Origin of the sequence: Aneurinibacillus thermoaerophilus, assembly GCF_019603355.1 — a bacterium.
Classification (GTDB): Bacteria; Bacillota; Bacilli; order Aneurinibacillales; family Aneurinibacillaceae; genus Aneurinibacillus; species Aneurinibacillus thermoaerophilus.
Window position 1 is genome coordinate 15001 of the sequence record NZ_CP080764.1, and the last position, 25579, is coordinate 40579.

General features: G+C 42.2%; 27 protein-coding genes, 1 tRNA gene, 5 pseudogenes, 1 riboswitch and 1 other annotated feature (1 of these 35 cut by a window edge). Of the genes and pseudogenes, 18 read left to right on the forward strand and 15 right to left on the reverse strand.

Features of this window, described 5'->3' with window-relative positions:
• A protein-coding gene (locus tag K3F53_RS00055; RefSeq protein WP_220559240.1) for a YaaC family protein crosses the window boundary here: on the reverse strand, positions 1-1013 show its 5' portion. 46 nt of this gene lie to the left of the window's left edge; the window shows 1013 of its 1059 coding nt (coding positions 1-1013); the start codon lies at positions 1011-1013; the stop codon falls past the left edge of the window.
• A 193-nt stretch (positions 1014-1206) separates the two neighbouring features.
• Here K3F53_RS00055 and guaB point away from each other — a divergent pair, with 193 nt between their 5' ends.
• From guaB to K3F53_RS00080, 5 genes are all read left to right on the forward strand, one after another.
• Complete coding sequence (guaB, locus tag K3F53_RS00060; protein ID WP_057897214.1) at positions 1207-2670, forward strand: IMP dehydrogenase; 1464 nt, start codon at positions 1207-1209, stop codon at positions 2668-2670.
• Positions 2671-2784: 114 nt separating this feature from the next.
• On the forward strand, positions 2785-4104 hold the full coding sequence (locus K3F53_RS00065) for a D-alanyl-D-alanine carboxypeptidase family protein (protein WP_246615703.1): 1320 nt from the start codon (positions 2785-2787) through the stop codon (positions 4102-4104).
• A gap of 102 nt (positions 4105-4206) precedes the next feature.
• Positions 4207-4424: a binding site (T-box leader), on the forward strand.
• A gap of 50 nt (positions 4425-4474) precedes the next feature.
• A complete protein-coding gene (gene serS, locus K3F53_RS00070) occupies positions 4475-5761 on the forward strand; it encodes a serine--tRNA ligase (RefSeq protein ID WP_057897212.1) in 1287 nt (428 codons plus the stop codon).
• A 177-nt stretch (positions 5762-5938) separates the two neighbouring features.
• Positions 5939-6736 (forward strand): SDR family oxidoreductase UcpA, encoded by a 798-nt coding sequence (gene ucpA, locus K3F53_RS00075; RefSeq protein ID WP_057897211.1) that lies wholly within the window; start codon positions 5939-5941, stop codon positions 6734-6736.
• A gap of 224 nt (positions 6737-6960) precedes the next feature.
• Positions 6961-7037, forward strand: a tRNA-Arg gene (locus K3F53_RS00080).
• 100 nt (positions 7038-7137) lie between these two features.
• Here the strand turns inward: K3F53_RS00080 and K3F53_RS19740 are convergent.
• The 5 genes and pseudogenes from K3F53_RS19740 to K3F53_RS00105 form a co-directional block, all read right to left on the reverse strand.
• Complete coding sequence (locus K3F53_RS19740) at positions 7138-7434, reverse strand: tyrosine-type recombinase/integrase (RefSeq protein ID WP_236781934.1); 297 nt, start codon at positions 7432-7434, stop codon at positions 7138-7140.
• 54 nt (positions 7435-7488) lie between these two features.
• Positions 7489-7701 (reverse strand): annotated as a pseudogene (locus K3F53_RS19835) (tyrosine-type recombinase/integrase); the annotation flags it as partial.
• 24 nt (positions 7702-7725) lie between these two features.
• Positions 7726-7893 (reverse strand): hypothetical protein, encoded by a 168-nt coding sequence (locus K3F53_RS00095; RefSeq protein WP_156423975.1) that lies wholly within the window; start codon positions 7891-7893, stop codon positions 7726-7728.
• A 9-nt stretch (positions 7894-7902) separates the two neighbouring features.
• Positions 7903-8076, reverse strand: coding sequence for a tyrosine-type recombinase/integrase (locus tag K3F53_RS19840; RefSeq protein WP_082705820.1), 174 nt, complete (start codon positions 8074-8076; stop codon positions 7903-7905).
• Between the two features lie 246 nt (positions 8077-8322).
• Positions 8323-9828 carry a malate:quinone oxidoreductase gene (locus tag K3F53_RS00105; protein WP_057897210.1) on the reverse strand — a complete coding sequence of 502 codons (1506 nt, stop codon included), beginning with the start codon at positions 9826-9828 and terminating at the stop codon, positions 8323-8325.
• Positions 9829-10301: 473 nt separating this feature from the next.
• Between K3F53_RS00105 and K3F53_RS19845 the strand changes: the two genes are divergently transcribed.
• On the forward strand, positions 10302-10619 hold the full coding sequence (locus K3F53_RS19845) for a transposase (protein ID WP_057897209.1): 318 nt from the start codon (positions 10302-10304) through the stop codon (positions 10617-10619).
• 849 nt (positions 10620-11468) lie between these two features.
• Here K3F53_RS19845 and K3F53_RS00115 read toward each other — a convergent pair.
• Positions 11469-11756, reverse strand: a complete 288-nt coding sequence (locus tag K3F53_RS00115) for a hypothetical protein (RefSeq protein ID WP_057897208.1) — start codon at positions 11754-11756, stop codon at positions 11469-11471.
• Positions 11753-11962, reverse strand: coding sequence for a helix-turn-helix transcriptional regulator (locus tag K3F53_RS00120; RefSeq protein ID WP_057897207.1), 210 nt, complete (start codon positions 11960-11962; stop codon positions 11753-11755). Before K3F53_RS00120 ends, K3F53_RS00115 begins: the two co-directional genes overlap by 4 nt.
• Before the next feature lie 384 nt (positions 11963-12346).
• Between K3F53_RS00120 and K3F53_RS00125 the strand changes: the two are divergent.
• A pseudogene (locus tag K3F53_RS00125) lies at positions 12347-12731 on the forward strand (ArpU family phage packaging/lysis transcriptional regulator).
• Positions 12732-12738: 7 nt separating this feature from the next.
• Here the strand turns inward: K3F53_RS00125 and K3F53_RS00130 are convergent.
• Positions 12739-13107 carry an MmcQ/YjbR family DNA-binding protein gene (locus K3F53_RS00130; RefSeq protein WP_057897206.1) on the reverse strand — a complete coding sequence of 123 codons (369 nt, stop codon included), beginning with the start codon at positions 13105-13107 and terminating at the stop codon, positions 12739-12741.
• A gap of 453 nt (positions 13108-13560) precedes the next feature.
• On the opposite strand from K3F53_RS00130, the gene K3F53_RS00135 reads away from it, so the two are divergent.
• Both K3F53_RS00135 and K3F53_RS19570 read left to right on the forward strand, forming a co-directional pair.
• Positions 13561-14370, forward strand: a complete 810-nt coding sequence (locus tag K3F53_RS00135) for a stalk domain-containing protein (RefSeq protein WP_220559241.1) — start codon at positions 13561-13563, stop codon at positions 14368-14370.
• 159 nt (positions 14371-14529) lie between these two features.
• A complete protein-coding gene (locus tag K3F53_RS19570; RefSeq protein WP_257721582.1) occupies positions 14530-14664 on the forward strand; it encodes a hypothetical protein in 135 nt (44 codons plus the stop codon).
• 246 nt (positions 14665-14910) lie between these two features.
• Here K3F53_RS19570 and K3F53_RS00140 read toward each other — a convergent pair whose 3' ends face one another.
• Positions 14911-15642: a CsxC family protein gene (locus K3F53_RS00140; RefSeq protein ID WP_057897203.1), complete on the reverse strand. Its 732-nt coding sequence runs from the start codon at positions 15640-15642 to the stop codon at positions 14911-14913.
• A 212-nt stretch (positions 15643-15854) separates the two neighbouring features.
• Between K3F53_RS00140 and K3F53_RS00145 the strand changes: the two genes are divergently transcribed.
• Positions 15855-16052 carry a hypothetical protein gene (locus K3F53_RS00145; protein ID WP_057897202.1) on the forward strand — a complete coding sequence of 66 codons (198 nt, stop codon included), beginning with the start codon at positions 15855-15857 and terminating at the stop codon, positions 16050-16052.
• A 180-nt stretch (positions 16053-16232) separates the two neighbouring features.
• Here the strand turns inward: K3F53_RS00145 and K3F53_RS00150 are convergent.
• Positions 16233-16439: pseudogene (locus K3F53_RS00150) on the reverse strand (tyrosine-type recombinase/integrase); the annotation flags it as partial.
• 318 nt (positions 16440-16757) lie between these two features.
• On the opposite strand from K3F53_RS00150, the pseudogene K3F53_RS00155 reads away from it, so the two are divergent.
• Together K3F53_RS00155 and K3F53_RS00160 are read left to right on the forward strand one after the other, a co-directional pair.
• Positions 16758-16970 (forward strand): annotated as a pseudogene (locus tag K3F53_RS00155) (helix-turn-helix domain-containing protein); the annotation flags it as partial.
• A 90-nt stretch (positions 16971-17060) separates the two neighbouring features.
• Positions 17061-17168 (forward strand): annotated as a pseudogene (locus tag K3F53_RS00160) (ATP-binding protein); the annotation flags it as partial.
• Between the two features lie 96 nt (positions 17169-17264).
• On the opposite strand, the gene K3F53_RS00165 reads toward K3F53_RS00160, so the two are convergent.
• The 4 genes from K3F53_RS00165 to K3F53_RS00180 form a co-directional block, all read right to left on the reverse strand.
• On the reverse strand, positions 17265-17471 hold the full coding sequence (locus tag K3F53_RS00165) for a hypothetical protein (protein WP_057897200.1): 207 nt from the start codon (positions 17469-17471) through the stop codon (positions 17265-17267).
• A 1064-nt stretch (positions 17472-18535) separates the two neighbouring features.
• Positions 18536-18850: a hypothetical protein gene (locus K3F53_RS00170; protein WP_082705818.1), complete on the reverse strand. Its 315-nt coding sequence runs from the start codon at positions 18848-18850 to the stop codon at positions 18536-18538.
• A gap of 504 nt (positions 18851-19354) precedes the next feature.
• Positions 19355-19555 (reverse strand): helix-turn-helix domain-containing protein, encoded by a 201-nt coding sequence (locus K3F53_RS00175; protein ID WP_057897199.1) that lies wholly within the window; start codon positions 19553-19555, stop codon positions 19355-19357.
• A 281-nt stretch (positions 19556-19836) separates the two neighbouring features.
• Positions 19837-20046, reverse strand: a complete 210-nt coding sequence (locus K3F53_RS00180) for a hypothetical protein (RefSeq protein WP_057897198.1) — start codon at positions 20044-20046, stop codon at positions 19837-19839.
• Positions 20047-20357: 311 nt separating this feature from the next.
• Between K3F53_RS00180 and K3F53_RS00185 the strand changes: the two genes are divergently transcribed.
• The 6 genes from K3F53_RS00185 (at position 20358) to cobJ (ending at position 25574) form a co-directional block, all read left to right on the forward strand.
• Entirely contained in the window at positions 20358-20561 is a 204-nt protein-coding gene (locus tag K3F53_RS00185; protein WP_091260646.1) for a CDGSH iron-sulfur domain-containing protein, read from the forward strand.
• Positions 20562-20818: 257 nt separating this feature from the next.
• A riboswitch (cobalamin riboswitch) is annotated at positions 20819-21031 on the forward strand.
• Between the two features lie 199 nt (positions 21032-21230).
• On the forward strand, positions 21231-21989 hold the full coding sequence (locus tag K3F53_RS00190; RefSeq protein WP_057897196.1) for an energy-coupling factor ABC transporter permease: 759 nt from the start codon (positions 21231-21233) through the stop codon (positions 21987-21989).
• A gap of 6 nt (positions 21990-21995) precedes the next feature.
• Complete coding sequence (locus K3F53_RS00195; protein WP_220559242.1) at positions 21996-22307, forward strand: energy-coupling factor ABC transporter substrate-binding protein; 312 nt, start codon at positions 21996-21998, stop codon at positions 22305-22307.
• Positions 22291-23082 carry a cobalt ECF transporter T component CbiQ gene (gene cbiQ, locus K3F53_RS00200; RefSeq protein WP_220559243.1) on the forward strand — a complete coding sequence of 264 codons (792 nt, stop codon included), beginning with the start codon at positions 22291-22293 and terminating at the stop codon, positions 23080-23082. Before K3F53_RS00195 ends, cbiQ begins: the two co-directional genes overlap by 17 nt.
• Positions 23083-23087: 5 nt before the next feature.
• A complete protein-coding gene (locus K3F53_RS00205) occupies positions 23088-23933 on the forward strand; it encodes an energy-coupling factor ABC transporter ATP-binding protein (protein WP_091260642.1) in 846 nt (281 codons plus the stop codon).
• Between the two features lie 24 nt (positions 23934-23957).
• Complete coding sequence (cobJ, locus tag K3F53_RS00210) at positions 23958-25574, forward strand: precorrin-3B C(17)-methyltransferase (RefSeq protein WP_220559244.1); 1617 nt, start codon at positions 23958-23960, stop codon at positions 25572-25574.
• Positions 25575-25579: the final 5 nt, after the last annotated feature.

The following is a 25579-nucleotide window of genomic DNA, read 5'->3' on the forward strand; positions in this document are numbered from 1 at the left end:
ACTAGATTCGGAAATTTTCTCGCTGATAATGTTAAAAACTCCTGAATCATGTACATATCCTCTGACATGAATGAAAATACGATTTCACCCCAGCGTTCGGTCTCATATCGGCATAGCATCCCCAAAACGTACATGATCATGTAATGGTTTACGATTTCAGAAATATTGTAGTCTGTTTCCATTTTTATTTTGTAGAAAAAATTTCCTTTATAATCGTGTAAAAATAGTTTGTTTGCAAAACCGTCTCCGCTTTCGGTCACATGAATTTGATTGGGATGATGCCATTCCAAGCGGATAATCCCCTTCGGCACTTCTAACGAGGACGGTAAAAACACGCCCTGGCCTTCGTTGTAACGGTTTAAATAATGAATAAATCCGTTATACGTTAAATGAACTTTATCGAGCACAGATTCAGGGAGATAAAAAATCGTGCAGAGTTTTTCGTAATTCCGGTGAGAAGAGAGCGAAACTGGAATCAGAGAGGTTTGTTTGTATAATTTTTGGTAGGCGGGCTGTAATTCTGGTATTACCGCTAATAAACTTTGGATTCGGTACTTTTCCTTTAGGTTTTCTTTGCTTAGAAATGAATGAAGATAAGGAAGCAGACCTTCTTTTTGTACTTTTACTTCATCTTCAGCAAGCGAGTAGTAATTTTTTTTGATTTTGCGGCTAGTAACGCCGTGTTGAAGTACGCGTGTATTAGAAGGATAATCGGGGTCACGTGTCAGAATATAAGCTTTTAGTAGGCTTACCATCCCATAATATAGCAAAAGTGGTTGTACCAACAGATCACTATTGACTGCAGAAACGTAATATTGACGCGCTTGTTTGATATAATAAATAAACTTGGAAGCATTTTGAAAGGCGTATACATTCGCTTTGGGAATGTTTAGTTTTTCGTACGTTTGCTGTAGAAACGCTTTAGTTGTGGGCTCGCTTTCAAAATAAAGATAACTGTCCCACATTTTTTTTGTGGGATTTTCACACATTATAGTATGGACAACTTGGTACATTCCTTTCACCTTTTCTGTCTAATTATTCGTAAAAATGGAATATTAAGTGCTTAAAATTGCTATTTCTCATTTATTATTAACGGAAAAGCCGAACAATATTACAGAATTCTTGACATCAAAATAAGCTGTTTGTTACACTTTCGATAATATATAGAACACGACAAACAAACTGAGGAAAAGGAAGGTATTACTTGTGTGGGAAAATAAATTTGGTAAAGAAGGATTAACATTTGACGATGTTTTGCTTATCCCGGGAAAATCGGAAATTTTGCCGCGTGACGTTGATGTTTCCACACAGTTGAGCGAAAACGTAAAGCTTAATATTCCGCTTATCAGTGCAGGAATGGATACGGTAACGGAATCGGCTTTAGCGATTGCAATTGCCCGTCAGGGTGGTATGGGAATTATTCATAAAAATATGTCTATCGAACAGCAAGCGGAAGAAGTCGATCGCGTGAAACGTTCAGAGAGCGGCGTTATTACCAATCCTTTTTCACTTCAGCCACATCATTCGGTAGTGGAAGCGGAAAAGCTAATGGCAAAGTACCGCATCTCTGGTGTGCCGATTGTCGATGAAAGCAATAAACTGGTCGGCATTATCACTAACCGCGACCTACGCTTTGTACATGACTATTCAGTGAAAATTAGCGAAGTCATGACCAAAGAAGAACTCGTGACCGCTCCGGTTGGCACGACGCTGAAAGAGGCGGAAGAAATCTTGCAGCGCCACAAAATCGAGAAACTGCCACTTGTTGACGAGAACAATGAATTAAAAGGTCTTATTACGATTAAAGATATCGAAAAAGCGATTCAATTCCCACACGCCGCCAAGGATAGACAGGGACGATTGCTTTGTGGTGCCGCTGTCGGTGTATCCAAAGACACATTTGACCGCGCAGAAGCGCTTGTTAAAGCCGGTGTAGATTGTTTAGTTATTGATACAGCTCATGGTCATTCCAAGGGTGTGATTGACACTGTAAAAGAAATGCGGGCCAAGTATCCTGACTTAACAATTGTTGCAGGGAATGTGGCAACAGGTGAAGCAACGCGAGAGCTTATCGAGGCGGGTGCTTCCGCGGTTAAAGTTGGTATCGGACCAGGTTCCATTTGTACGACACGTGTCGTTGCAGGTATTGGGGTACCGCAGATTACAGCCATTTATGATTGCGCAACGGTGGCCAGAGAATATAATATCCCGATTATTGCAGATGGCGGTATCAAATATTCCGGCGACATTACGAAAGCGATTGGCGCCGGCGCGTCTGTTGTCATGATCGGAAGCCTGTTTGCTGGTTGTGAAGAAAGCCCGGGCGAATCTGAAATCTATCAAGGCCGCCGCTTTAAAGTGTACCGCGGTATGGGCTCTCTCGGTGCGATGAAGGACGGAAGTAAAGACCGTTACTTCCAAGAAAAAGAAGATGATAAAAAGCTTGTGCCGGAAGGGATTGAAGGCCGTGTCCCGTACAAAGGACCGCTGGCGGATACAGTGTATCAACTGGTTGGGGGCTTGCGGGCAGGCATGGGCTACTGCGGCACAAGAACGATCGAAGAACTGAAGAACAACTCGCGCTTTATTCGTATTACTAATGCTGGGTTGAGAGAAAGCCATCCGCATGATGTGCAAATTACGAAAGAGGCGCCGAACTATTCGCTGTAAAGGTTGTTGTTAAAAAATAGTTAGCAAGACAGGGCATAAACTCCCTGTCTTTTTTTATGTTGTATGGTAGAATCATATTGTTGTTTAAATAAAGTGGAGGTGCGAAAGTTGTCAATGTATATGAAACAGATAAAGAAACCGCTGGCTTTAGCATTGGCGTTGCTGATGTTCTTTTTGCCTATTTTTATGATAAATCCCGGACAGGCTCAGGCGGTTTCTCCAGCGTTGAATCTGGATGTCAAATCCGCCATTATGGTTGAGGCCACTACAGGGAAAATTCTTTATAAATACAATGAGAACCAAGCGCTTCCTCCGGCCAGTATGACTAAGATGATGACCGAATATTTAGTGTTGGATGCGATTAAAAAGAAAAAAATTACTTGGGACCAGAAAGTAACGGTTGACGATTACGGCGCGTTCTTAGGTAAATCGGGTAGTTCGGGTGTGTATCTTGCCAAGGGAGACGTACATACTGTAAAAGAGCTGTATGAAGCGATGGCGATTTACTCCGCCAATGATGCTACCGTTATGCTGGCCGAAACGGTGGCCGGTTCGGAAAACGAGTTTGTAAAGCTGATGAACCAAAAAGCGAAAGAATTTGGCATGACGCAGACATACTTCGCGAATTCAACCGGATTACCGCTTGCGGATTTGAAGGCATTCGCACCAGAATCCGCTGACAGGGATACTGTAATGTCCGCTCGTGACGCTGCTATTTTGGCAAAAGAGCTTATTACCCAGCATCCAGAAGTGTTGGAGACGACAAAAATTCCGCGGAAAATATTTCGTGAAGGTACGCCACAGGCTTTGAAAATGGATAACTGGAACTGGATGCTTCCGGGACTTGTAAAACAATACAAAGGTGTAGACGGTTTGAAAACGGGTCATACGAATGCGGCCGGTTTCTGCTTTACAGGTACGGCGGAACGGAACGGAGTGCGCCTGATTACAGTTGTTATGGGTACCAAATCATTTGTAAGTCGTTTTACAGAAACGAGCAAGCTGTTGGATTATGGGTTTAGTAACTATAAAATGCAGCCGTTGCTTGCCCAGGGCGCTCAAATTTCAGGTGGAGAGAATGCAAAAGTCAACAAAGGAACGGCAAAAGAAGTGGCCGCTGTGACCAGTAAGCAGGTGTTGTATCCGGTCAAAAAGGGAGAAGAAGGGGCTTATAAACCGAAGGCTGTATTGCAGGAAGTAACGGCGCCGGTAAAACAAGGACAAGCTGTAGGTTACGTAAAAGTTGTTGGGCCGAACGGCAAGTCGGATGAATTCCTGCGTCCGATCGACGAACAAAAGGCTGGCGGCACGTTGGTTGCCAAAGAAGAAGTGGAAGAAGCAGGCTGGCTTCGTCTTGCATTCCGTGCATTTTTCGGTTTCATTGGCGACATTTTTTCAAGCCTTGGGAACATGATTAAAGGCTGGTTCTCCTGATCATTGAACGTTTTTTCTTGATATTTATTTGCGAGATACATTTTGCATCTTGTTTCCGGATATAGTAGAGTATAGTTATATAGTTTTTTTCTAAACAAATAAGGAAAGGCTATGACGGGAACAAGTAAGCGGAAGCTGTGCGTCCAGAGAGTCGGTGGAAGGTGCGAACCGAACGGACAGGCCGCTGAAATCCATCTCTGAGCTAGCGGTGAAGAGCCGGATCATATTACATCCGTTATCATGTGTAAGAGGGCATACAGGCGCCATGCGAGCGCTGTATGCTGAATTAGGGTGGCAACACGGATCATCCCGTCCCTGAGTAGGGAGGGGATTTTTTATTTTCCAAGTAAGGATTCAGGAGGAGATATGCATGTTAGATGTTAAACGCCTTCGCAATGATTTTGCCGCTATTAAAAAAGCGCTGGAAACACGCGGCGAGAAATTGAATGAAATCGATAAATTCGAGGATCTGGATGTAAAGCGTCGCAGGCTGCTGGCGGAGAGCGAACAGTTGAAAAATAAACGTAATGTTGTATCGGATGAAATCGCGCGTTTGAAAAAAGAAAAGCAAAATGCGGATGATTTAATCGTGGAGATGAAAGAAGTATCCGCAAAAATCAAAGAATATGATGAACAGATCCGTGTGCTGGAAGAAGAAATTTCTCAGATTATGCTTGGGATTCCGAACGTGCCGCATGAAAGTGTGCCGGTCGGTTTGACGGAAGATGACAATGTGCCGGTGCGCCATTGGGGCGAGCTTCCGAAATTTACATTCGAGCCGAAGCCGCATTGGGATATTGCAGCTAGCCTTGGCATTCTTGATTTTGAAGCGGCGGCCAAAGTTACCGGAAGCCGTTTCGTGTTCTACAAAGGGCTTGGCGCGCGACTGGAGCGTGCATTGATTAACTTTATGCTCGATTTGCATACAACTGAACACGGCTATGAAGAGATTATGCCACCTTACATTGTGAATCGTGACAGTATGATTGGCACCGGTCAATTGCCAAAATTTGAAGAAGATGCCTTCAAAGTAGCGGATACTGATTATTTCCTCATACCGACAGCGGAAGTTCCGGTGACAAATTATCATCGTGAAGAAATTATTCCAGGAGATACGCTCCCGATCCGCTATGTGGCATACAGTGCTTGTTTCCGTTCTGAGGCTGGGTCTGCGGGGCGCGATACGCGTGGTCTTATTCGTCAACACCAATTCAATAAGGTCGAACTTGTCAAGTTCGTTAAACCAGAAACATCGTATGATGAGCTGGAAAGCCTCGTAAATAATGCGGAGAAGGTGCTACAGATTCTTGGGCTTCCGTATCGTGTAATGAGCATGTGCACAGGTGATTTGGGCTTTACAGCGGCGAAGAAATACGATATCGAGGTATGGTTGCCGAGCTATGATACGTATCGCGAGATTTCGAGCTGCAGTAACTTTGAAGACTTCCAGGCTCGCCGTGCGGGAATCCGTTTCCGGCGTGAAGCTAAATCGAAACCGGAATTCGTGCATACATTGAATGGTTCAGGCCTAGCAATTGGCCGTACGATGGCTGCGATCTTAGAGAATTATCAGCAGGAAGACGGTAGCGTTCTGATTCCAGAACCGCTTCGTCCGTATATGGGCGGTCTGGAAAAGCTTGTACCGAAAGCAAAGTAAGCATAGAGCAGAAAAGACGTACACAATAAGAACTGTGGTACGTCTTTTTGCTTTATATAACTTTTGAAGCACTGGCTAATTGTGAACAATTTGTAGAAAAAATGGTATTATTGTAGATATTTGTTCGTTTAATATTATAATTTAGGATAGATTAATTTCATTGATAGGAGAGAGAGAATGGGAAAGCTCAATAACAAAATTGCGGTTGTTACAGGAGCAGCAATGGGAAATGGGGAAGGTATTGCCAGAACTTTTGCAAAATACGGTGCTCATGTTGTACTGCTTGATATGTCTGAACGGGTATTTGAGGTTAAGCAACAACTCGAATCGCAAGGATATGCGGCTACAGCTTATCAGGTTGATGTGACAAACTTTACAGAAATTAAGCAATGCATCGATCAAGCCATTCAGGATTTTGGGAAAATTGATGTTCTTGTGAACAATGCAGGCGTTATTAGGCTTGCAAGCTTTTTGGATATGAGTGATGATACAAGAGATTTTCAATTTGATGTAAACATTAAGGGTGTATGGAACGTAACAAAAGCTGTTCTGCCAAACATGGTGGAAAATAAATACGGAAAGATTGTAAATATGTCCTCTGTGACCGGAACGATGGTAGCTGATGAAGGGGAAACGGCTTATGCGACGACAAAAGCGGCTATTTTAGGCTTTACTAAGGCATTAGCACGGGAAGTCGCGCGTTATAATATAACAGTGAATGCGATTTGTCCTGGATACATTCTGACACCGATGGCAGAGCAAATTGCGAAGGAATCGAATGCAACGAATCCTAATGCCGTCGTTGATGGAATTGCAAGCGGAGTACCGTTAGGAAGACTGGGACGCATTGAGGAAGTCGGAGAGCTGGCGGCTTTTTTGGCTTCTGATGAGTCAAGCTACATTACTGGAACGCATGTGGTGATTGATGGTGGAAGCACATTGCCGGAAACTGTTTCTGTAGGCGTGACATCGTAAGCAAAGGGGAGTAAGAGAGGGGCTTTTCATAAGAAAGTCCCTTTTTCTTTTTTGCGAAAAATGGTCGTTTAGTTTTGTTGTTTTGGAAGTGTTACCGGGCAATTTCCGGGAAAATCGGCGATATAATGGCGAGTGTGCAGTTGTGATTTGTATTAGATAGTAAGGTGAGAGTTTGAAAAAAGAAAGGCATATGTGTATAATAAATTAGGTATCGATTTTTACAAGGCTCCGTAGCTCAGCTGGATAGAGCGTCGGTTTCCTAAACCGTGCGTCGGAGGTTCGAGTCCTCTCGGGGCCGCCATACATAAAGTCAGGAATGACGCGGGTTTGCGCGATTTTGTGCATCCGCGTCTTTTTGTTTTTTTGGGTAAATTGCAACCCAATTGCAACCCTTTTGTTCGCTAAAGCGATTTTTCGACCTCTTTTTTGCCCCGGAAAAGGGTGTCAGCGAACTGTTTAGCAGCTGCCTCTTGCAGCCCTGGGAGGACGTGCGAATACGTATCCAACGTGATGTTGATATTTGAGTGACCTAACCGTTCGCTTACGATTTTTGGATGCACTCCTTGCTTCAACATAAGAGTAGCGTGTGTATGACGTAAATCTGGAAGCGAATCTTTGGAAGCCCCGATTTTTTCAGCAGGGAGTACCAGGCGCGGTCGAGATTTCGAGCAAGCAGCGGAGTGCCAATCGTGCTGCATACAACAAGGCCGTGGTCTTGGTAAAGTTCACCGGCACGCAGCGCCTCTATAGTTTCATCGGTAAGTGAAACCATGCGGAAGCCACTGCGGGACTTCGGCTCTTGAAGGGAGTAGCCTGTCTCTGCCTAATGCCTGCCGGATAGACAACCGCCCCATGTCTAAATCAATGTCTTCCCAACGTAGTCCAAGGATTCCTCCCTTCCACATACCGGTTGTGAGTACAAGCATAAACACGATGTAGTACCGGGTTTTTTTAGCCAGCTCTAGGAACTTTACTGCGCTTTCTGCATCCTATACTTTGATTTCTGCTTTTGTCGGCTGTGGTGGGTCTACCATATCCGCTACGTTTCGCTGTACCAATCCCCATTTCAAAGCCCTGTCCAAGGCTTCTTTAATGACAAGGTGAGCTTTAAGGACGGAGCGGGAGGATAGCGGTTTGTTCTCTGTTTGCAGGGACATATACATTTTCTATAGCTGTTGTGGCTTTAGATTTGTAATAGGAACATGGCCTAGGTACGGGAGAATGCGGCGGACAAGCCAGCGGTATGATTTCCATGTACTAGGCCGGACCTGTGTTTTTTTATCCTCTAGCCAATTCTCCAGGTAGATACCAAATGTTTCGTTAGACGGTTCTACGAACATACCGGTATTTAGTTCGTTAAAAAACTAAAGGAAGCATAAATTTGCCAAAACGGCAATTTATGCTTCCTTTCACATACGGGTTTTTCGGTTATTTCGGATTTGCCAATTTTACTGGTACGGCATTGCTGATTTGCCTTCCTATGGACATAGTGTTTCCGTAATAAATATAAGCATAAGGAAATGTCTGAACATACAGTAGAACCGTCCCTCTGTGTCCGGCATGGTCGTGACAAATAAGGACCGTCTTTATGCGTATGCGTACTGTTTTTTAACCGCTAAGCCAAGCGTCTGCGCTGTTGAAGTATGAATTTCTTGGAAAAGCTCTGGGTTTTCCGCTAGTGACACGCCATAAGAAGGAATCATTTCTTTTATTTTCGGTTCCCACTCTTTCATATGTTGTGGGAAGCATTTTTCTAATACCTCAAGCATAACGTGAACGGCAGTAGAAGCACCCGGAGAAGCGCCGAGCAATGCAGCTATCGAGCCATCAGCGGCACTAACAACTTCCGTACCAAATTGAAGTGTTCCTTTACCGCCGGCCTCAGTATCTTTGATAACTTGCACACGTTGGCCCGCTACCACTATATCCCAATCCTCGCTTTTGGCGTTCGGAATAAACTCGCGTAATTCTTCCATGCGTTTTTCTTTCGATAACATAACTTGCTGGATCAGGTATTTTGTCAATGGAATGTTTTTTGCGCCTGCTGCCAACATAGTTAAGACATTATTCGGTTTTATGGAACCTAACAAATCAAACATTGAACCGTTTTTTAAAAACTTTGGTGAGAAGCCGGCAAACGGTCCAAAGAGCAACAATTTTTTATTGTCGATAAATCTTGTGTCAAGATGCGGAACAGACATTGGAGGAGCACCAACCTTAGCTTTACCGTATACTTTTGCATGATGCTGCGCTACAACATCTGGATTATTACACACCATAAATAGTCCGCTTACCGGGAATCCTCCAATACGTTTTCCTTCAGGAATACCGGATTTTTGCAGTAAAGGCAGGCTTCCTCCACCGGCGCCGATAAAGACGAATTTTGCAGTATGGCGTTCGACGGTACCGCTATCGACATTCCGCACTTTCAATTCCCACGAGCCGTCGCTAGTACGTTTAATATCATCAACATTATGTTTGAATTTTATATCAACGTTTTTACTCTTTAAGTGGTCAAATAACATGCGTGTTAAAGCGCCAAAGTTGACATCAGTTCCAGAGTCGATTTTTGTTGCCGCTATAGGTTCATTCGATTTACGGTCTTTCATAATAAGCGGAATCCATTCCATCAGTTTTCGAGGATCATCGGAAAATTCCATCCCTTGAAACAGGGGATTTTTAGACAGCGCTTCAAAACGTTTTTTTAAAAACGTTACATTTTTTTCCCCTTGTACTAAACTTAAATGAGGCAATGGCATGATAAAGTCCTTCGGATTACGTATCAGATTGCTGTTTACAAGATAAGACCAAAACTGTCTTGAAAGCTGAAACTGTTCATTAATTTTTATAGCTTTGCTAATATCTATGGATCCGTCCGGTTTTTCGACGGTGTAGTTAAGCTCGCATAGTGCCGAATGCCCCGTTCCCGCATTATTCCATTCGTTAGAACTTTCCTCTCCTGCGTTTGCGAGCCTCTCAAACACTGTAATTTTCCAGTCCGGCACTAATTCTTTCAGCAGTGTTCCCAAAGTCGCACTCATAATTCCGGCACCAATTAAGATAACGTCTGTTCTAGTTTGTCTGTTACTCATTTTTACCGTCCCTTATACCCTAAGATTTGCAGAAAGGATGTAGGCGCTCCTGCTTAGGCGCTATAGCAAGCCAGGCGCGACCTAGTCACACACCTTTTCTGGATCAATTATAATCCTATCCTATCATAGTGTATCACTATTATTTATAGATTAAAAATATTTTTTACTATTATATCATAGAGGGCGTTGCAAACACACTCTATGAATAATTGGCAATAAAAAAACCACCTGTTTGGGAAGAATGGTGAGTACCACACAAACCATTAACCAACGAGATGGATACTCTTATGATGCCCAAATTTTTAACAGATAATGCAAGGACCCTGTTTTACAACATGTTCTGACGTTTATAGACTGCTAGATATTCCTTAAACGAAATATGTAACAGGAAGACTTGGCATTTCAAGAAAAGTTATGTTGACCCTTTAAATAAAAGAAAATGTGGGAGGAGAAAAGATGCATTTGCCCGTGTTATGCTTACTTTCCTAAAGACGACCTTTGGTCGTGCTTTATTCCAGCGTCGTTCAGAAATTGAACGTGTCTTCTCCTTTTTGAAAAATAAACAGGGAATGGAGCAACCACGCTGGCACGGTAAAAATCGCTATCACTTTCATTGTCAGCCGTGTGTTTTTATTCATAATATTGGATTTTTATGCTGGTTTTGCAACATCATCTGTAATAAATATAGAAATTATAGAATGAGAGGTAAATTCTATATTTGCATTATAGATGTTTATTTCGGAGGCGATCCTTTTTTTATGAAATGGAACAAAAAGGAAGTGTACAAATGAACAAACGTTGCCTCTCCCGCATAGACAAAACAGGGGCTATCCTCTTACCCGAAGACCTTCAGAAGCTTGTCCATGCAGGCAAACGGGAAGTCCATACAGAAAACGGCTAGCTTGTCCTAAAGAACTCTAAACCTGATTACGCATTTACATGGATGCCAGAACAAAAATAGCTCGGTGCAAAGTCCGAGATTTTTTATTATGGAAACTGCAAACCAAATTGCAAACGAACTGTTTACAAAAGGGTAAAATCAAATAAAATGCAACGGGATAACAATCCAGAAGAATTGTTTTGTGCATCCGCGTCCTTTTATGTTTTTGGGTAAATTGCAGCCCAATTGCAACCCTTTTTTTCGCTAAAGCGATTTTTTGGCATCTTTTTTGCCCCGGAAAAGGGTGTCAGCGAACTGTTTAGGGCTGCCTCTTGCAGTCTTGGGAGGACGTGCGAATACGTATCCAACGTGATGTTGATATTTGAGCGACCTAACCGTTCGCTTACGATTTTTGGATGCACTCCTTGCTTCAACATAAGAGTAGCATGTGTATAGCGTAGGTAGGTCATGGAATCAAATACGAGGTACATTGGCCTTTTTCATAAGTCGAAACCAAGTGCGATCTAAGTTGCGCGAGAGTACTGTTGTTCCTATAAATGTTGCCACAATCCTGATATAAGCTCCCGGCTTTTAATTTTTCCTTGAGGAAGGAAATATAAAGTACCAATGCGAGAGTTGCAAAAAATAGCAAACGAGTTAACACACCGTTACTAGGGAAAGTAGCTTTTCTTATACTTTCATTCTATACAGTTTTGGCGAACCGAGACTTTCCAAAGTAAAAAAGCATCCCTAAGGATGCCTAGCAAGTCTTGCGTTTCCAAAAGATATATACTGCACCAACGATATTGAGGGAAACGTAGAAAAATAGAAGCAAATTCAGCATCTGCTCTGACGTGAAAACATTCTTGCTAGAAAGAAAGAACGAGATGACAACGGCCCAAGACAGAAACGAATACAAGAAAGACGAGGTTTTGACTTGGATATATTTACCACGCTCGTCATTTCCTTCAGGACTGACCTGAAACTTCATAATAAAGAGTTGGGCTACGATCGCTGTAATTATAAACAAAATGCCAAGAATCTTCATAATTCATTTTCCTCCTGGTAACCAAATATTTCAGTCAAGGATTTTTCAAAAGACAAAGCAATCTTAAATGCAAGAATCAACGAGGGGTTATACTTGTTCTTTTCAATCGACGCAATCGTTTGTCGACTCACGCCTACGCGCTTAGCAAGTTCTTGTTGTGTCCATCCCTTTTCAGCACGGCATACTGCGATGCGATTCCACAGCAATAATGTCACCTCCTGTTTTTATTGTAAAATATATAAGACAAAATGTAAATAATATACGACAAAATGTTAAAAATTAACTTTCGTTTTAGCTACTTACAGTTAACATTACTTGTGAGAAGGAGCGAACGGGATGCAGAAGATAACAATTGTTTTCAGCAGTAGCGCAATTCAAGAATTTGTGGTTGAAAGCTTATCGCTTATCAGGAACGGATTTGGGCATTAGATAACGTGGACGGCATTTTCACAGAAGAACTGCCGAAAGAGCAAGTTTAACACAATATTTTGGAAGTAAAAAACAAAAGTCCCCTCCCGGCCACCAACCGGAGAGGGGTTCCCTGCTCTTACTCGACAAGAATATTTTACCATGAGCAGGGGGAGTCGAAAATGGTTGCTGAGCAATTATCCTCTTTATCAGCAGTTAATTGAGAAAGAAGTACGCAAGGTTGTTGTTAAAGAACTGAAAAAGTACAAGGCTCTCCGGGTAGCTGTGCAGAACCGGAAAGAGCAAGAAGAACAAGGTGTGAGAGGGCTGTTTCCTGCGTTGTACGAATCAGATAAGCAGAAAGAAATGAAAGTGCGTCAGATTGAACGCGCCTTACAATACACATTGGACGAAATAGAACGTCGTATCATCGAAGAAAAGTACTTGGGGACGACGCGAGTAAAGGATATTACGCTTTATCTGGATATGGGACTGACAAAGGAGCAGTACTATATGAAAAAGAAGGAGGCGATCTTCCAAATCGCCACGGCGCTCGGAATCATATGAGCGCTTTTTATTTTATTCTTAACGAGTTGGTAATTAGCTCTCTTTCAGCCTTTTTCAACCCTTTAAAAACTAACTGATAGGAACGGTCAATCATACCGAAAATCTCCTCGATTGGAATACTGCCGTCGGCTTCGATAGTGTTCCAGTGTCGTTTATTTAGATGATAACCAGGCTTAATTGCAGGGTACTGTTCGCGTAAAATCTCACAGATTTCTGGTTCACATTTTAGACTGATGTGTAGGCTCCCATTTCGATTCGAAAGAAGAGCAAACATTTTTCCGCATATCTTGAACACATGTATATCCTTACCAAACGGAAAATCTTCGATGGCTCCTTTTTTCTCCAAGCAATAGGTACGAACAGTATGTAAATCCATAATTCGATTCCTGCCTCTCTCATTAGTTTATTATCCTGATATTTACTATTGAGCATTTCAGATTTCATTGCAACTATATTTTGTCGACAAAACACCGAGCATAAAAGACCGCATCAAGGCTGCTGAACAGCTTGGTAAGCGCTATGGAATGAGGAAAAATATTATTACAACAAATGACGGATTCAAACACCATCGTATTACATTTTAGGGAGGTGACAACAATCCTTGTTGTGGCTGGCAGCAAGGTTGGTGAGCGCATCGCACGGGATGCGAAAAGTAAAGTGATTTATGTACCGTCTGACATGACGTATGAGCAATGGAGAAAAGTAATATCTATAACAAAAATTATAAATAAGTCTAAATACATGTATAATTAGTCCTGGTTAATAACGATATATCAGTAAGAATGTTATAAATGTTTATAATTGAATTATTGACTAGGAGGAAAGTTCTGTGAGCAAGGCGAAAAACATCAAGCTTCTTTCTGCTGGTTTCTTAGCAGGAACAATTTTCTGCTCAGGAGTAGTCTATGCTGCTAGTTCTATCAAGGTAGACTTTTTACCATTAAAGTATTATTTCGATGGAGAACAAAAAACAACATCTAAACCTGGTTTTATTTATAACGGAACCGTATATGTACCTTTACGATTTTTCTCTGAATCACTTAGTAAAGAAGTCGAATGGGATCAAAAGACGCTATCTATTTATGTGGGAAAAAAACCTGCTTTAACCAAAAAAGTGGATGAAGATGGGGATGGACTTAATAGCCAAGATGAGATAGAAAAATATCATACTGATCCTACACTAAAAGATACAGATGGCGATGGGATAGATGATGGTATAGAAATAGAAATGAATTTAAATCCCAACAACAAAGACAGTGATAATAATGGTATAGAGGATGGCGAAGAAATAGGTGTTCATGAGTTAAAATTGAGTAACTCCTCTAATGTTAAAGGGAGTTTTTATATTAAAAATAAATATATAAATCATTCAGTAGTGTTAAGGGAAGATATGCAGTACTTAAATGATGTCAAATCTTTAGGTGCGATATCTAATCCTATAACCGTAGAAATCAGAGGACCTTATGAAAAATTTCAACTAGAATTTAAAGGATATTCAGATGCAAAAGTATATCAATTCGATACGATAAATAAAACGAAAGAATTAGTTCCTAACCAACAATATGATAGTAATGGGGATAAAATCGTGTTTGAGATAGAGAATCCATCGGATAAATATACTTTCTTTCTTGTTAAATAATGAAAAGCCAGCCTTTTTTGGTAAAGGTCCAAAACTGTAGACAATAAGAAAAAACTAGCTGCATTTTAAGGTAGCCTTTTTATTGCCCCATACCATACGGCATAAAACCGGGCGAATATGACTTGTAGGCTCGTACTGCAAGGCAAGGAGGAATGAACAATGAACCTTGAAAAAATCAAAAAGTTTTTAGAAGAAAACAAAGAAAATGCAGATGTACAAGCGTTTCTAAAGGGACTTGTGACGGCTGATGCCAGGTTACTGTCGAGTATCAAGGTTCAATTTCTCAGTTTGTAGCTTACCTATGAGGGATAGAAACAATCGTATAAATTGGCTTGACAAATCATCGCTGCAACCATCTCACTAAAAAAGCTGAAGTTTTGTAACCAGAATTCAAAAAAATGGTAAAAGATACCCCGCTATCCGGTCGTCCGGATGGCGGGGTGTTTTTATTTGTTGCGAACCATGCTGACCAAATCAAAGTCGATATTCCTTTGTGCCAGCGGCTGCTTCTTCATACGTCTTTAAAATATTCTGGAGATATTAAAGGCTGTCAACGCGTACTTGCTGGTTCTGTAAGACTTTGACCGTAATATCGAGCACCATCTTCTCTACAATGTTTCTGAACGTTCCTTCTTCGAATGGACCATTTTTTAACGGCTTGCGATCGGTTGCTTCATCCCATTGCGTAATATCAGCGCGAACCAGTTCGCAGAAGACCTGTTCGTTGAAAAATTCAACGCTTTGTTGATGAAACTGGGATAAATCTGTGGACATGAGGCGGTCTTTGGACGGGAAGCCAACGGGTAGCGGCTGCTCTACCAGAAAATCAAATTCTTCGCGCACATTGAAGAACGGGCCAACCGGCTGCGTGAGGAATTCGGTGATTTCCGCCACACAATCGAACGGGACATCAACCGTTAGCGAATGAATCACAGAGCGTACCTCATTCTCATCACTATGGCATGTAGGTGTTGCATACTGAATATTTTTGCGCACAAAACCGCTCAGGAACAGTTTGGCGCGCGGTTCCTCGCCCGACAGGATACGCGGTTGGAGCAAACGGCATTGCGTTAATTTTACGCGCTTTTTAATTTTCTTGATTTCAAGCACATCTTCTGGAAAAGTAATACGCGCTCTTAGCGGCAGCTGCACCGACACTTCCTGAAGTAGTACTGGAATTTTGATAATAGGGTTGCCTCCTGTTAGGGTAGGTTGGACCGCGCGCGCATCACATTCATTTACATTAGCTGTTTCATCAAAATTAATTGACATTTACAAATTTCCTCCTTCCAAATTTGACATACTACATACTATGAAGGAAAACGGATTGTGTATGGATGTATCACATAGGACAAATGTACATTGTTTGTATTTAAAAATGAAAAGCTGACTTGTGAGCCGTTTTTCAACACTATTTTGGTTGCCCAAAAACATTCCCCATATCTTCTTTTTGTTGTGATATAGAACAAAAAGGAAGTGTGCAAATGAACAAACGCTATTTCTCCCGTGTAGACAAAACAGGGGCTATCCTGTTACTTGAAGACCTTCAGAAGCTTGTCCACGCAGGCAAACGGGAAGTACATACAGAAAACGGCCAGCTTGCACTAAAGAACCCGAAACCTGACTACGCATTTACAGGATGTCAGAACAAAAATAACTCGGCACAAGGCCGGGGTTTTTAATGGTCATAGGTGGTCACCAAAATGGTCACGAAATTATGATAATAAACCACGATAAAGTCAGTAATTACGCGGGTTTGCGCGATTTTATGCACCCGCGTCTTTTTGTGTTTTGAGGCTATTTGCAAACATTTTGCAAACTTTTATTTTGCTAAAGTGCATTTTTACCTTTTTTTTGGCTCCGAAAAGCGATTTTCCAAACTCTTTTGCAGCCGCTTCTTGCAGTCCTGGGAAGACATGCGAATACGTATCTAACGTGATGTTGATATTTGAGTGACCTAACCGTTCGCTTACGATTTTTGGATGTACTCCTTGTTTCAACATAAGAGTAGCGTGTCTATGACGTAAATCGTGGAAGCGAATCTTTGGAAGACCCGATTTTTTCAGCAGGGAGTACTAGGCGCGGTCGAAATTCCGAGCAAGCAGCGGAGTGCCAATCGTGCTGCATACAACAAGGCCGTTCCATCTGGGTTTTTAATTCAATAATCTAGAATTGATTCTAGGGGCAATTCTGTGCCTTTGGTAATGTTTTGGTAGCGGGTAAATGCTAGAAAAGGGAACAAGGAAAGAAGACGATGTCTTTTTCACTGTGATTAGTTGGTAAAGGGAATCTAGTACATTGACATAGGTTAATGACCTTCTAGGAGTAGTTACATATTGATACTATTTTCAATAAGAACCATAGATATCTGAGAGGAGCTATGGTTCATGATTACGAGAGGGGAATTTTTTATGATTAAGGAGTTATACCGGAAAGGAATGTCTATCTTTGACATTGCCCGGCAGTTTGGGATTGATCGAAAAACAGTTCGTAAGTATCTTTGGGAAAACTCCCTGCCTTTGAAAAAGAAACGAACGAGCCGAGGAAGTAAACCAGACCGCTATAAAGACTATTTGCATAAACGTATGATAGAAGCAGGAGCTAACTCAACTCTCAGTTACGAAAAGCAGACCAAGAAGGAAAGTTGGAGAAAAAGCTTCGTACATTCGTAAAGCCAAGTTTACTTATTTAACAAGTCATTTGGTGAATGGGGAAAAGTATTGGGAGAGCCAGTTCTTGCGACAGCGATGTTGGATCGACTTCTGCATCATTCTCGTATCTTTAATATGAAAGATTAAAGTTACAGATTATAGGAAAAGAAGGTTGCATTTCAGCTTGTAGACCTGCCTGGAAGTTAGACTTTGTCTACAAGCTGAAAGATTAGCGTAAATTAGCTAATCTTTTTTGTTAGTAATAAAATATCCCAGTTTAGATAATAAATAAAAAGTAAAAATAAATATTAAGGTTCTGGATATTACATAACCATCAATGGCTAATTCATATCCGTTAGGTATTAAGGCTTTGGGGTTAATTAAAAAATAAATTGATATTGCGAGAGGTAAAAGAATTAGAGTATAAGCTAAAATAGATTTATTTTGCATAAGAATTTCACCTTATATTGTTTATGTAACAAATAGTATCACTTTTTCGGAAAGAAAAAAATAAAATCATCGTAATTAAAAATAGCGAAAGAATTTATATCCATTCCCCAAGTTTTTAAAATTTATTTCACAGAATTTCTAATATAAAGAACTGGTTGACTGAAGCGCAATCAGTTCTTTGTTGATTTAGAAAGAGGGGTACAACCAATATTTCGGAAAAATTGTACGCTAAATCTAAAAATATTGGTATATAAGGATAGTTATGGAAATGAACAGTTAAAATCCATCGTCTACCGCAAGGATTCTCATTATGTATGTTTTCATGTAAAATGAGTTTGTAGCTTACCTATGAGGGATAGAAACAACCTTATAGCTGGCTTGCAAAATCATATTTGCAACTATCTCACTAAAAAAGCTGAAATTTTGCAATAAAAATTTAATGAAATGGTAAAAGATACCCCGTTATCCATATGGATGGCGGGGATTTTTTGCTGTTACTTTAATCTAAGTCAGCCTACTTAATGAACGTTATCAGACGTAAAATCTCAAGAAAGATATTTCTAGTAGGTACATGCCGCTTCAAGGACAACTTTCAGAAAATAGAATAATAAATACCTATACACAACGAATGAGAGATGAAAATAATGAGCAATTTTCACAGATGCATACAGGGTAATGCTGTGATTTCATGTCCCACTGGAGCAACGGGAACCAATACCGTAGGAAGAAAAATACAACGCAGATTAAATGCAAATGATAGACTATCCATTAGGCTCGAATTCACAACTGGAATTAATCCAATTGGAAATAATCTGACATCCTATACACTTCCTTCACTTATGGGAACAAAAATTGCACCATAAAAACGTGATGGAGAATAGTAAGTAAGTTACATTTGTTTGCTTACGTCCGATAATCTCTTTATGCATAACAGATTATGCATAACAGAGCTTATCGGACGTTGAGCATCAAGCTGTAGATTTACAATTCTTTTGTACATTAACGATTTAAGAACCCTAAATGAGGATTTTTCCTATATTAGGTTTTTTAAGGTCTTGGATTGATTAAAATCCACCTTCATAAGGAGTAAAAGGTATTTGCAGCCTATTCTCAACTACACGTAGACGTTGATTTAACCGATTTAGCCTTCTTGTATGACGTTCCACCGTATTTTGCAGCTGATTTACTTGCAAGGTTAGTTCATTTACACGCCTTTCAAGTTGATTAACTCTCCCAAATAGTTGTGGTTGTCTCTCAAGGTCAGGATAAACGTAGTAATCATATTGTTGTATGTCCGGACTATACTGCTGCACATAATTTGGATCATGATACCAGTACATCGAGTATACCTCCTTTATATTTCGAGTGTTAGCGCTCATCATAAATTATGTTTATATATAGGTTTATGACATAGACAAAAACCTATATTCAATGTGAATTCGTCACCTACGCTTCGCTTGGAGATGGGGGCTTCTAAGGTAATCATACCTAACAGTACGAAATTTACTTAGCTATCGAGCCTGTTCCATGCTCTATTTATAGTTATGTTAACAGTCGCAATCCTTCATTTTTGACATTGGTAGCAGCATTCTAGTCCCTGTTTGCCACAAAACCACATTCACAGCGAAAGGTGAGCTCAGACAGAGATAGAGATTCCTTTACTTGGCCGCAACAGGAAACGGCAATATCCCCTTACCCGAAGACCTTCAGAAGCTTATCGATACAGGCAAACGGGAAGTACATACAGAAAACGGTCAGCTTGTCCTAAAGAATTCGAAACCTGACTACGTATTCACATGGATGCCAGAACAAAAATAACTCGGTGTAGACGGGTCTTATTTTTAATCATATGGTCTGTATTTCTTCCTTAACTCTTCAAGCTCTTACTTTTTTTTCTCTACATCGATTTTTAGGAACAGACTATCCCGTTGCAGTTTTTTGATGGGGATAAGTTTGCCGTTCTTAATTAACTGGCTTAGACGTGCACGACTAATCCCTAGGTATTCAATAGCTTCAGCCGAGCTCAAGACTTCCTTTGCGATAAACTGTTTTAACTCTTTTGTACTGTTAAAGGTATAGTTCATTTTTCAATCCTTTCTTTATATAAGTGTAATACGAAATTCCAGATGACAAGAGCTGATAAGATACATGCCAAAGTAATGGATATCTTATCAAGTGTAGAAGGATTTTTGTAATTAATGGTACTTAGCACATAGACCACTAAAGCAATTATCCATACTTGTGATTTCGAAAATTTCTTAAGCATATTTTTAACTTAGATAGGGAAGGGTCAGTTCCCTTTCTTCGTTTGAAAAATTTCAGGTGTTATTTACGTGAGCGGCGCCTTTTTCTAAGGCGTCTCAGACTAGTGACAAATGCCCAGTACTTCTGCAGCTTTTACCGTAGAAAAACCTTCAAGAATCAGTCGAACGGCCGTCACACGCTGCCGGAAAAAAGCATCAGAAATCGCACGCTCTTCCTTTCGTAATGCTTCATTCGTAAGTTTGTAATCAGTGATTTTTTCATAACATAATCCGCTCCTTATCATTGTGATGATAAGAGCCAGTATTGCCAAATAACCGTTTGTTAACCCCTTAATCGGTAGCTATATATTTGCCAAATGAGACGGCTTCGACCATGGAAATTTGAAAAAGAATTCCCTGCTTTAGAATCAAATAATGTGCAAAATTACCAATGTTGTGTTTGCAAAAAGATAAAATCAAATAAGTTCCATGTTCCGCTTCTTCTTGTTTCTACGATTGATTAAATAACGGATGAATATTTCCGTCTCGTATTAGGAAAAAATGGAATTGGTAAATCGACCCTTTTTCTCATCACAATACGAACGTTGAAAGAGCAAAAAAGATGGATATAGGAGGAATGGAGATGGCTATGTATGATAGGAAGCAACCCTATGTAATACAAGAGAAACCCGGAAAAAAAGCTTATTGTGCTTGTGGTTTGACTGGGAACCCTCCGTATTGTGATGGCTCTCACAAAGGGACAGGAAAACAGCCGTTCATTGTGAATATTGAAGAACCGAAAACAGTCGCGATTTGCGGGTGCGGAAAATCCGGGAATTTACCGTAATGTGATGGTACCCATACCAAACTTTAATCGCCTTAAATAGTTGAATTTCGCCCCTGTCTGCCAAAAGGCAGGGTTTCTTATTTCTTTTGATTCGATCTACATGAAAGTAATAGTAAGCCTGAGTCTTATAAATTAGGTTGGCGCTGTTACTAGTATTCTGATTTCTTTCCTGTACTAAAGTCTATAATTTTTCAAAAAATAAGTGTTTACCAGTAGAATTATTTTCAAATTCATGTTATCATGGGCTCACTTACAACTGTATATGTAAACTTTACGGTGTTCAAAGTTCCACCAGATGCTGGAATGGAGAACTTAAAAGGGAAGTTCGGTGCAAATCCGACGCGGTCCCGCCACTGTGAAGGGAAGAACACTGCTGATATTAAACCCACTATTTCTGCCTGTGAAATGGGAAGGGGGCGGTTGTTCGTCAGACCCGAAGCCAGGAGACCTGCCGTGAAGAGAAACACTGCAAAACCACGAGGATGGTGAGGTGTTCAAAGGGGCATATAACACAGGCACGTAGATTGATTTTGCGCTTTTGTTTACCGAAGCATCTTTTCTGTGGGAAAAGATGCTTTTTTATTTTCATTATTAAAGGATGAGAGCGCAACTTGCTAGATTTTCTTATTGCTGATAGAAATTGCATGTATGAAAGGGAGGAAGAAGTGAATGAAAAGAAAACGTATGCTCTCGTTTGCTGCAGTTGTTGCGGGGTTCGCGCTTTATTTTTCGCTTAACGAACCTAACACTGCTTATGCGATGCACATTATGGAAGGCTTTTTGCCAGTAGGTTGGGCCGTTTTTTGGTGGGTGCTGTTTTTACCTTTTTTCCTGATGGGACTTCGTTCTCTTAAGCGATTAACAAAAGAGCAACCGGAGACGAAATTGCTTCTCGGGTTGGCGGGCGCATTTGCATTCGTTTTGTCAGCGCTGAAAATTCCATCCGTGACAGGAAGCAGTTCTCATCCGACCGGGACGGGATTGGGGGCGGTATTGTTTGGCCCGCTGGCGATGACAGTGTTAGGAAGCTTTGTGCTTTTGTTTCAGGCCGTACTCTTGGCACATGGTGGACTAACCACATTGGGTGCAAATGCGTTTTCCATGGCCGTGGTTGGGCCGTTCGTAGCATATAGTGTGTACCGATTGACTGTTCGTTCAACGGGAAAGCAACGTTTGGCCGTTTTTCTGGCGGCGGCATTAGCCGATATGGCGACTTATGTTGTTACTTCTTTACAGTTGGCGCTGGCATTTCCGGCGGCAAGTGGCGGAGTGCTGGCTTCTTTCGCAAAGTTTGCTGGAATTTTCGCGGTTACTCAGATTCCGCTCGCGATTAGCGAAGGGTTGCTGACGGTGCTGGTATGGAACTGGCTTATGGTGTATAACAGACAAGAATTAAACACGCTGCAATCTATTAAACGGGGAGCGTAATTCTTTATGAAAAATTCGGTTTGGAAAATGAATGTGTTGATTATTTTGGTAGTAGCTGCGTTGATGGTGATTCCGCTTGTCATGATTAAAGATTCGGATTTTGGCGGAGCGGACGGCGCGGCTGAACAGGCGGTGACAGAAATGGCACCAGAATACAAACCGTGGTTCAAGCCGCTTTTTGAACCGCCGGGAAGTGAGACGGAAAGCCTTCTATTCGCGCTTCAGGCGGCCTTTGGCGCCGGTATTATAGGGTATGGCATCGGTTATTATAAGGGTCGGGCTACAAAGCGGGAATGTTCGGATGAAGATTCAGCTTGATACGCTTGCTTATACGAATCGCCTGCGCCATGTATCTCCGATTCAGAAACTGGTAATTGGCATTACTATGCTTTGTTTTGTTATGGTGGCGCACGCGCCTACTCACATAGCAGTTTTTGTATGGATGAGTGTCTGGATTGTGGGCTATGCCGGCATTCCTTGGCGTATTTATTTGCGGCTATTGGGGGCAATTTCTTTATTTCTTGCGCTTAGCTTGCCGCCAATTATGCTGGAAATTACGGCGCGGTCAATAGCGGAGATAACAGAGCAGACGGTATTTATTTATTCTTTCGGAGTTTTTCATGTATATATTGGCGTGGCCGGTATGAAGAAAGCGAGCGCGTTATTGCTTCGTTCGCTTTCTTCCGTTTCTTGTTTGTATTTTATTTTGTTGACGGTTCCATTTACGGAAATTTTAGCCGTGCTGCGGCGGATTGGTGTCCCTTGTATGGTGACAGATTTGTTGCTTGTTATGTATCGGTTTGTTTTCGTGTTTTTAGAAACGGTGGAACAGCTTTGGATTGCCTATAAAGCAAGGGGAGCCCGACATGGATTCTCGCGCAAGATGCGGGATGCCGGCGGATTGGTTGCGCGATTATTTGCCCGGACAGTACAGCGTTATCAGCAGCTTTCGATTGGACTTGCGGCGCGCGGATTTGATGGAGACTTGAGGGTAGTAGCTTCTTCACATGCTTTTGTTTCGAGAAGATACGCGGCCGAGGCGGCAGCAGTTTTTTTGCTGTTGGTTGCGCTTGAATGGTGGACGGGAAGGTGAGAAGAATGGACTGGCTTTTGGAAATCGAGGATGTGTGCTACACATACCCGGGAAGTGAAACTCCTGCTTTGAATGGTCTAACAATGCGGGTGCCCAGAGGCAAGCGCTGCGTACTACTCGGACATAACGGCTGCGGAAAATCGACATTGTTTTTGCATATGAACGGAATTTATGCACCAGAACGCGGGGTCGTGAAGTGGAAAGGGGAAGCATTCTCTTATCGGCGTACGTTTCTCAGCCAAATCAGGCAGAAAGTCGGACTGGTCTTTCAAGATCCGGAACAGCAACTTATCGCCAGCACAGTGGCTGAAGATATTTCATACGGCTTATGCAGCGCAGGTCTTTCGGATGATGAAGCGAAGCGGAAGGTGGAACAGGCGCTCGTTCGTTTCGGCCTGGAACATTTCCGCGAGCGTCCGGTGCATCACTTAAGCCTTGGCCAGAAGAAAAGAGTAGCACTGGCCGGAGTAATGGTACTGGAACCGGAGCTTTTACTTCTAGATGAACCAACAGCATATCTCGATCGCCTGCATACGCGTCTTTTGATGAAAGAGTTAGAAAGAATTCACAGAGAAGAAGGGACAACCATTGTGATGGCGACGCACGATATCGATCTAGCTTATGAGTGGGCGGATTGGGTGTTTGTTATCGAAGATGGACGGCTTGCATTGGAAGGTGCACCGAATGAGGTGTTTGCGCGGCGCGATGTGCTGGAAGGGCTACAGTTGGGTGTTCCTCTTTTGTTTGATGTATGGGAAGCACTCGTACCTTCGTTTTTCCCTGAGACAGAAGCGAGGCCACGTAATGTTGCGGATTTGAAAGAACGGTTAGCGAGATGTTTGGTTGATTAATAAAACGGTAACGGGGTGAGATATATGGATGGAAAACGCGGAAAATTACTAATTATCGGATTTGGACCTGGAAGCTTTGAGCACATTACGCAGCGAGCCCGCGAAGCAATTGAAGAATGCGAAGTGATTCTTGGCTATACCACGTATGTGGAACTTGTTCGCGGGTTGTTGCGGGAAGACCAGATCGTGGTTCAGACCGGTATGACGGAGGAAGTAGGACGCGCTCAGGAGGCAGTGCGTCAGGCGGAACAAGGCAAAGTAGTCGGCGTTATTTCGAGTGGTGATGCTGGTGTATATGGCATGGCCGGATTGGTATATGAAGTGCTTATGGAAAAGGGATGGACGGAGAAAGAAGGGTTTGCGGTCGAAGTTATACCTGGAATTTCAGCCATTAATTCGTGTGCTTCCTTGCTTGGTGCTCCGATTATGCACGATGCCTGCACCATTAGCCTGAGCGATCATTTGACTCCGTGGGAACTGATTGCAAAGCGGCTGGAGGCGGCCGGACAGGCTGATTTTGTTATTGCTTTATACAATCCGAAAAGCGGGCGCCGGACGCGCCAAATCGAAGAGGCTCAGCGTATATTGTTGAAATACCGTTCGCCGGACACGCCGGTTGGACTTGTCAAGAGCGCGTATCGGGAGCGACAGTCAATCGTCATTACGGATTTGGCCCATATGCTGGACCATGAAATCGGCATGTTGACCACTGTTATTATTGGAAACAATTCGACTCGGCTTTATGATGGAAAAATGATTACGCCGCGCGGTTATCAGCGCAAATATACGTTAAATGCGGACAAGCAGGCGCTGGCTCCACATCAGCGTTTACGTCCAGAAAACGAACCGTGGGCGCTTCACAGTGTGTTTGCGGGTGAGCAGGAACAACAGGCCGAAAAATCATACACCCGTGCGCTTGCAGAAGAAGCGCTTGGCAAGTTGTATGGTACGGCGCCTGAATCAAATCCCCTGGAGACAGCCGGATTTGTGCAGGAGTCTATCTTTGAATTTGCTGTATCTCCGGGTGTTGCTAACAAAAAAATTACGGCTCAGCAAATGCTGGTGCTGGCGGAGATTGTTGGCGAAAAAGGAACGATGGAATATACGCCACATCACCAGATTCGGGTCAGTGTTCCAACGGTAAAGCCAGAGGAGATTACCGCTAAATTGCGGGCGGCTGGTCTGCTTGTGCAGCCGGTCGGTGATGTAGTGACGCTGAAGGCGTGCGATTTCTGCGACGGGGAGAAAAGGGACGCAATTCCATATGCCGAGCAAATCGATGAATTGTTCGGCGGCATGCAGGTACCGAAGGAGCTTAAGATTGGCTTTAACGGCTGTGGAATGGCCTGCTATGGTGCGGTAACGGAAGATATTGGGCTTGTTTTCAGAAAAGGAAAGTTCGACTTATTCCTTGGTGCAAAGACGACGGGTCGTAACGCTCATGTGGGCCAGCCGGTAGCGGAAGGAATTGAACCGGAAGAGGTTGTCGGCCTGATTGAACGGATTTTGCGCAAGTACAAGGAAGAAGGACATCCAAATGAACGGTTCCACAAGTTCTTTAAGCGCGTAAAAGAGATCGAGGGCTTTAAACATGAAGACGCTCCAGTGCGGGTGCTGGTAGAAGCGGTCTGTGGGGATTAAACGGG

What these genes read in the sequence shown, in the direction of transcription:
- K3F53_RS00065 (WP_246615703.1), top strand. Translation starts at nt 2,785, where the DNA reads ATGTATATGAAACAGATAAAGAAACCGCTGGCTTTAGCATTGGCGTTG.
- serS (WP_057897212.1), top strand. Translation starts at nt 4,475, where the DNA reads ATGTTAGATGTTAAACGCCTTCGCAATGATTTTGCCGCTATTAAAAAA.
- ucpA (WP_057897211.1), top strand. Translation starts at nt 5,939, where the DNA reads ATGGGAAAGCTCAATAACAAAATTGCGGTTGTTACAGGAGCAGCAATG.
- K3F53_RS19740 (WP_236781934.1), bottom strand. Translation starts at nt 7,434, where the DNA reads ATGCAGCACGATTGGCACTCCGCTGCTTGCTCGAAATCTCGACCGCGC.
- K3F53_RS00095 (WP_156423975.1), bottom strand. Translation starts at nt 7,893, where the DNA reads ATGTCCCTGCAAACAGAGAACAAACCGCTATCCTCCCGCTCCGTCCTT.
- K3F53_RS19840 (WP_082705820.1), bottom strand. Translation starts at nt 8,076, where the DNA reads ATGTTCGTAGAACCGTCTAACGAAACATTTGGTATCTACCTGGAGAAT.
- K3F53_RS00105 (WP_057897210.1), bottom strand. Translation starts at nt 9,828, where the DNA reads ATGAGTAACAGACAAACTAGAACAGACGTTATCTTAATTGGTGCCGGA.
- K3F53_RS19845 (WP_057897209.1), top strand. Translation starts at nt 10,302, where the DNA reads ATGCTTACTTTCCTAAAGACGACCTTTGGTCGTGCTTTATTCCAGCGT.
- K3F53_RS00115 (WP_057897208.1), bottom strand. Translation starts at nt 11,756, where the DNA reads ATGAAGATTCTTGGCATTTTGTTTATAATTACAGCGATCGTAGCCCAA.
- K3F53_RS00130 (WP_057897206.1), bottom strand. Translation starts at nt 13,107, where the DNA reads ATGGATTTACATACTGTTCGTACCTATTGCTTGGAGAAAAAAGGAGCC.
- K3F53_RS19570 (WP_257721582.1), top strand. Translation starts at nt 14,530, where the DNA reads ATGAACCTTGAAAAAATCAAAAAGTTTTTAGAAGAAAACAAAGAAAAT.
- K3F53_RS00140 (WP_057897203.1), bottom strand. Translation starts at nt 15,642, where the DNA reads ATGTCAATTAATTTTGATGAAACAGCTAATGTAAATGAATGTGATGCG.
- K3F53_RS00145 (WP_057897202.1), top strand. Translation starts at nt 15,855, where the DNA reads ATGAACAAACGCTATTTCTCCCGTGTAGACAAAACAGGGGCTATCCTG.
- K3F53_RS00165 (WP_057897200.1), bottom strand. Translation starts at nt 17,471, where the DNA reads ATGCAAAATAAATCTATTTTAGCTTATACTCTAATTCTTTTACCTCTC.
- K3F53_RS00170 (WP_082705818.1), bottom strand. Translation starts at nt 18,850, where the DNA reads ATGAGCGCTAACACTCGAAATATAAAGGAGGTATACTCGATGTACTGG.
- K3F53_RS00175 (WP_057897199.1), bottom strand. Translation starts at nt 19,555, where the DNA reads ATGAACTATACCTTTAACAGTACAAAAGAGTTAAAACAGTTTATCGCA.
- K3F53_RS00185 (WP_091260646.1), top strand. Translation starts at nt 20,358, where the DNA reads ATGGCTATGTATGATAGGAAGCAACCCTATGTAATACAAGAGAAACCC.
- K3F53_RS00190 (WP_057897196.1), top strand. Translation starts at nt 21,231, where the DNA reads ATGAAAAGAAAACGTATGCTCTCGTTTGCTGCAGTTGTTGCGGGGTTC.
- K3F53_RS00195 (WP_220559242.1), top strand. Translation starts at nt 21,996, where the DNA reads ATGAAAAATTCGGTTTGGAAAATGAATGTGTTGATTATTTTGGTAGTA.
- cbiQ (WP_220559243.1), top strand. Translation starts at nt 22,291, where the DNA reads ATGAAGATTCAGCTTGATACGCTTGCTTATACGAATCGCCTGCGCCAT.
- K3F53_RS00205 (WP_091260642.1), top strand. Translation starts at nt 23,088, where the DNA reads ATGGACTGGCTTTTGGAAATCGAGGATGTGTGCTACACATACCCGGGA.
- cobJ (WP_220559244.1), top strand. Translation starts at nt 23,958, where the DNA reads ATGGATGGAAAACGCGGAAAATTACTAATTATCGGATTTGGACCTGGA.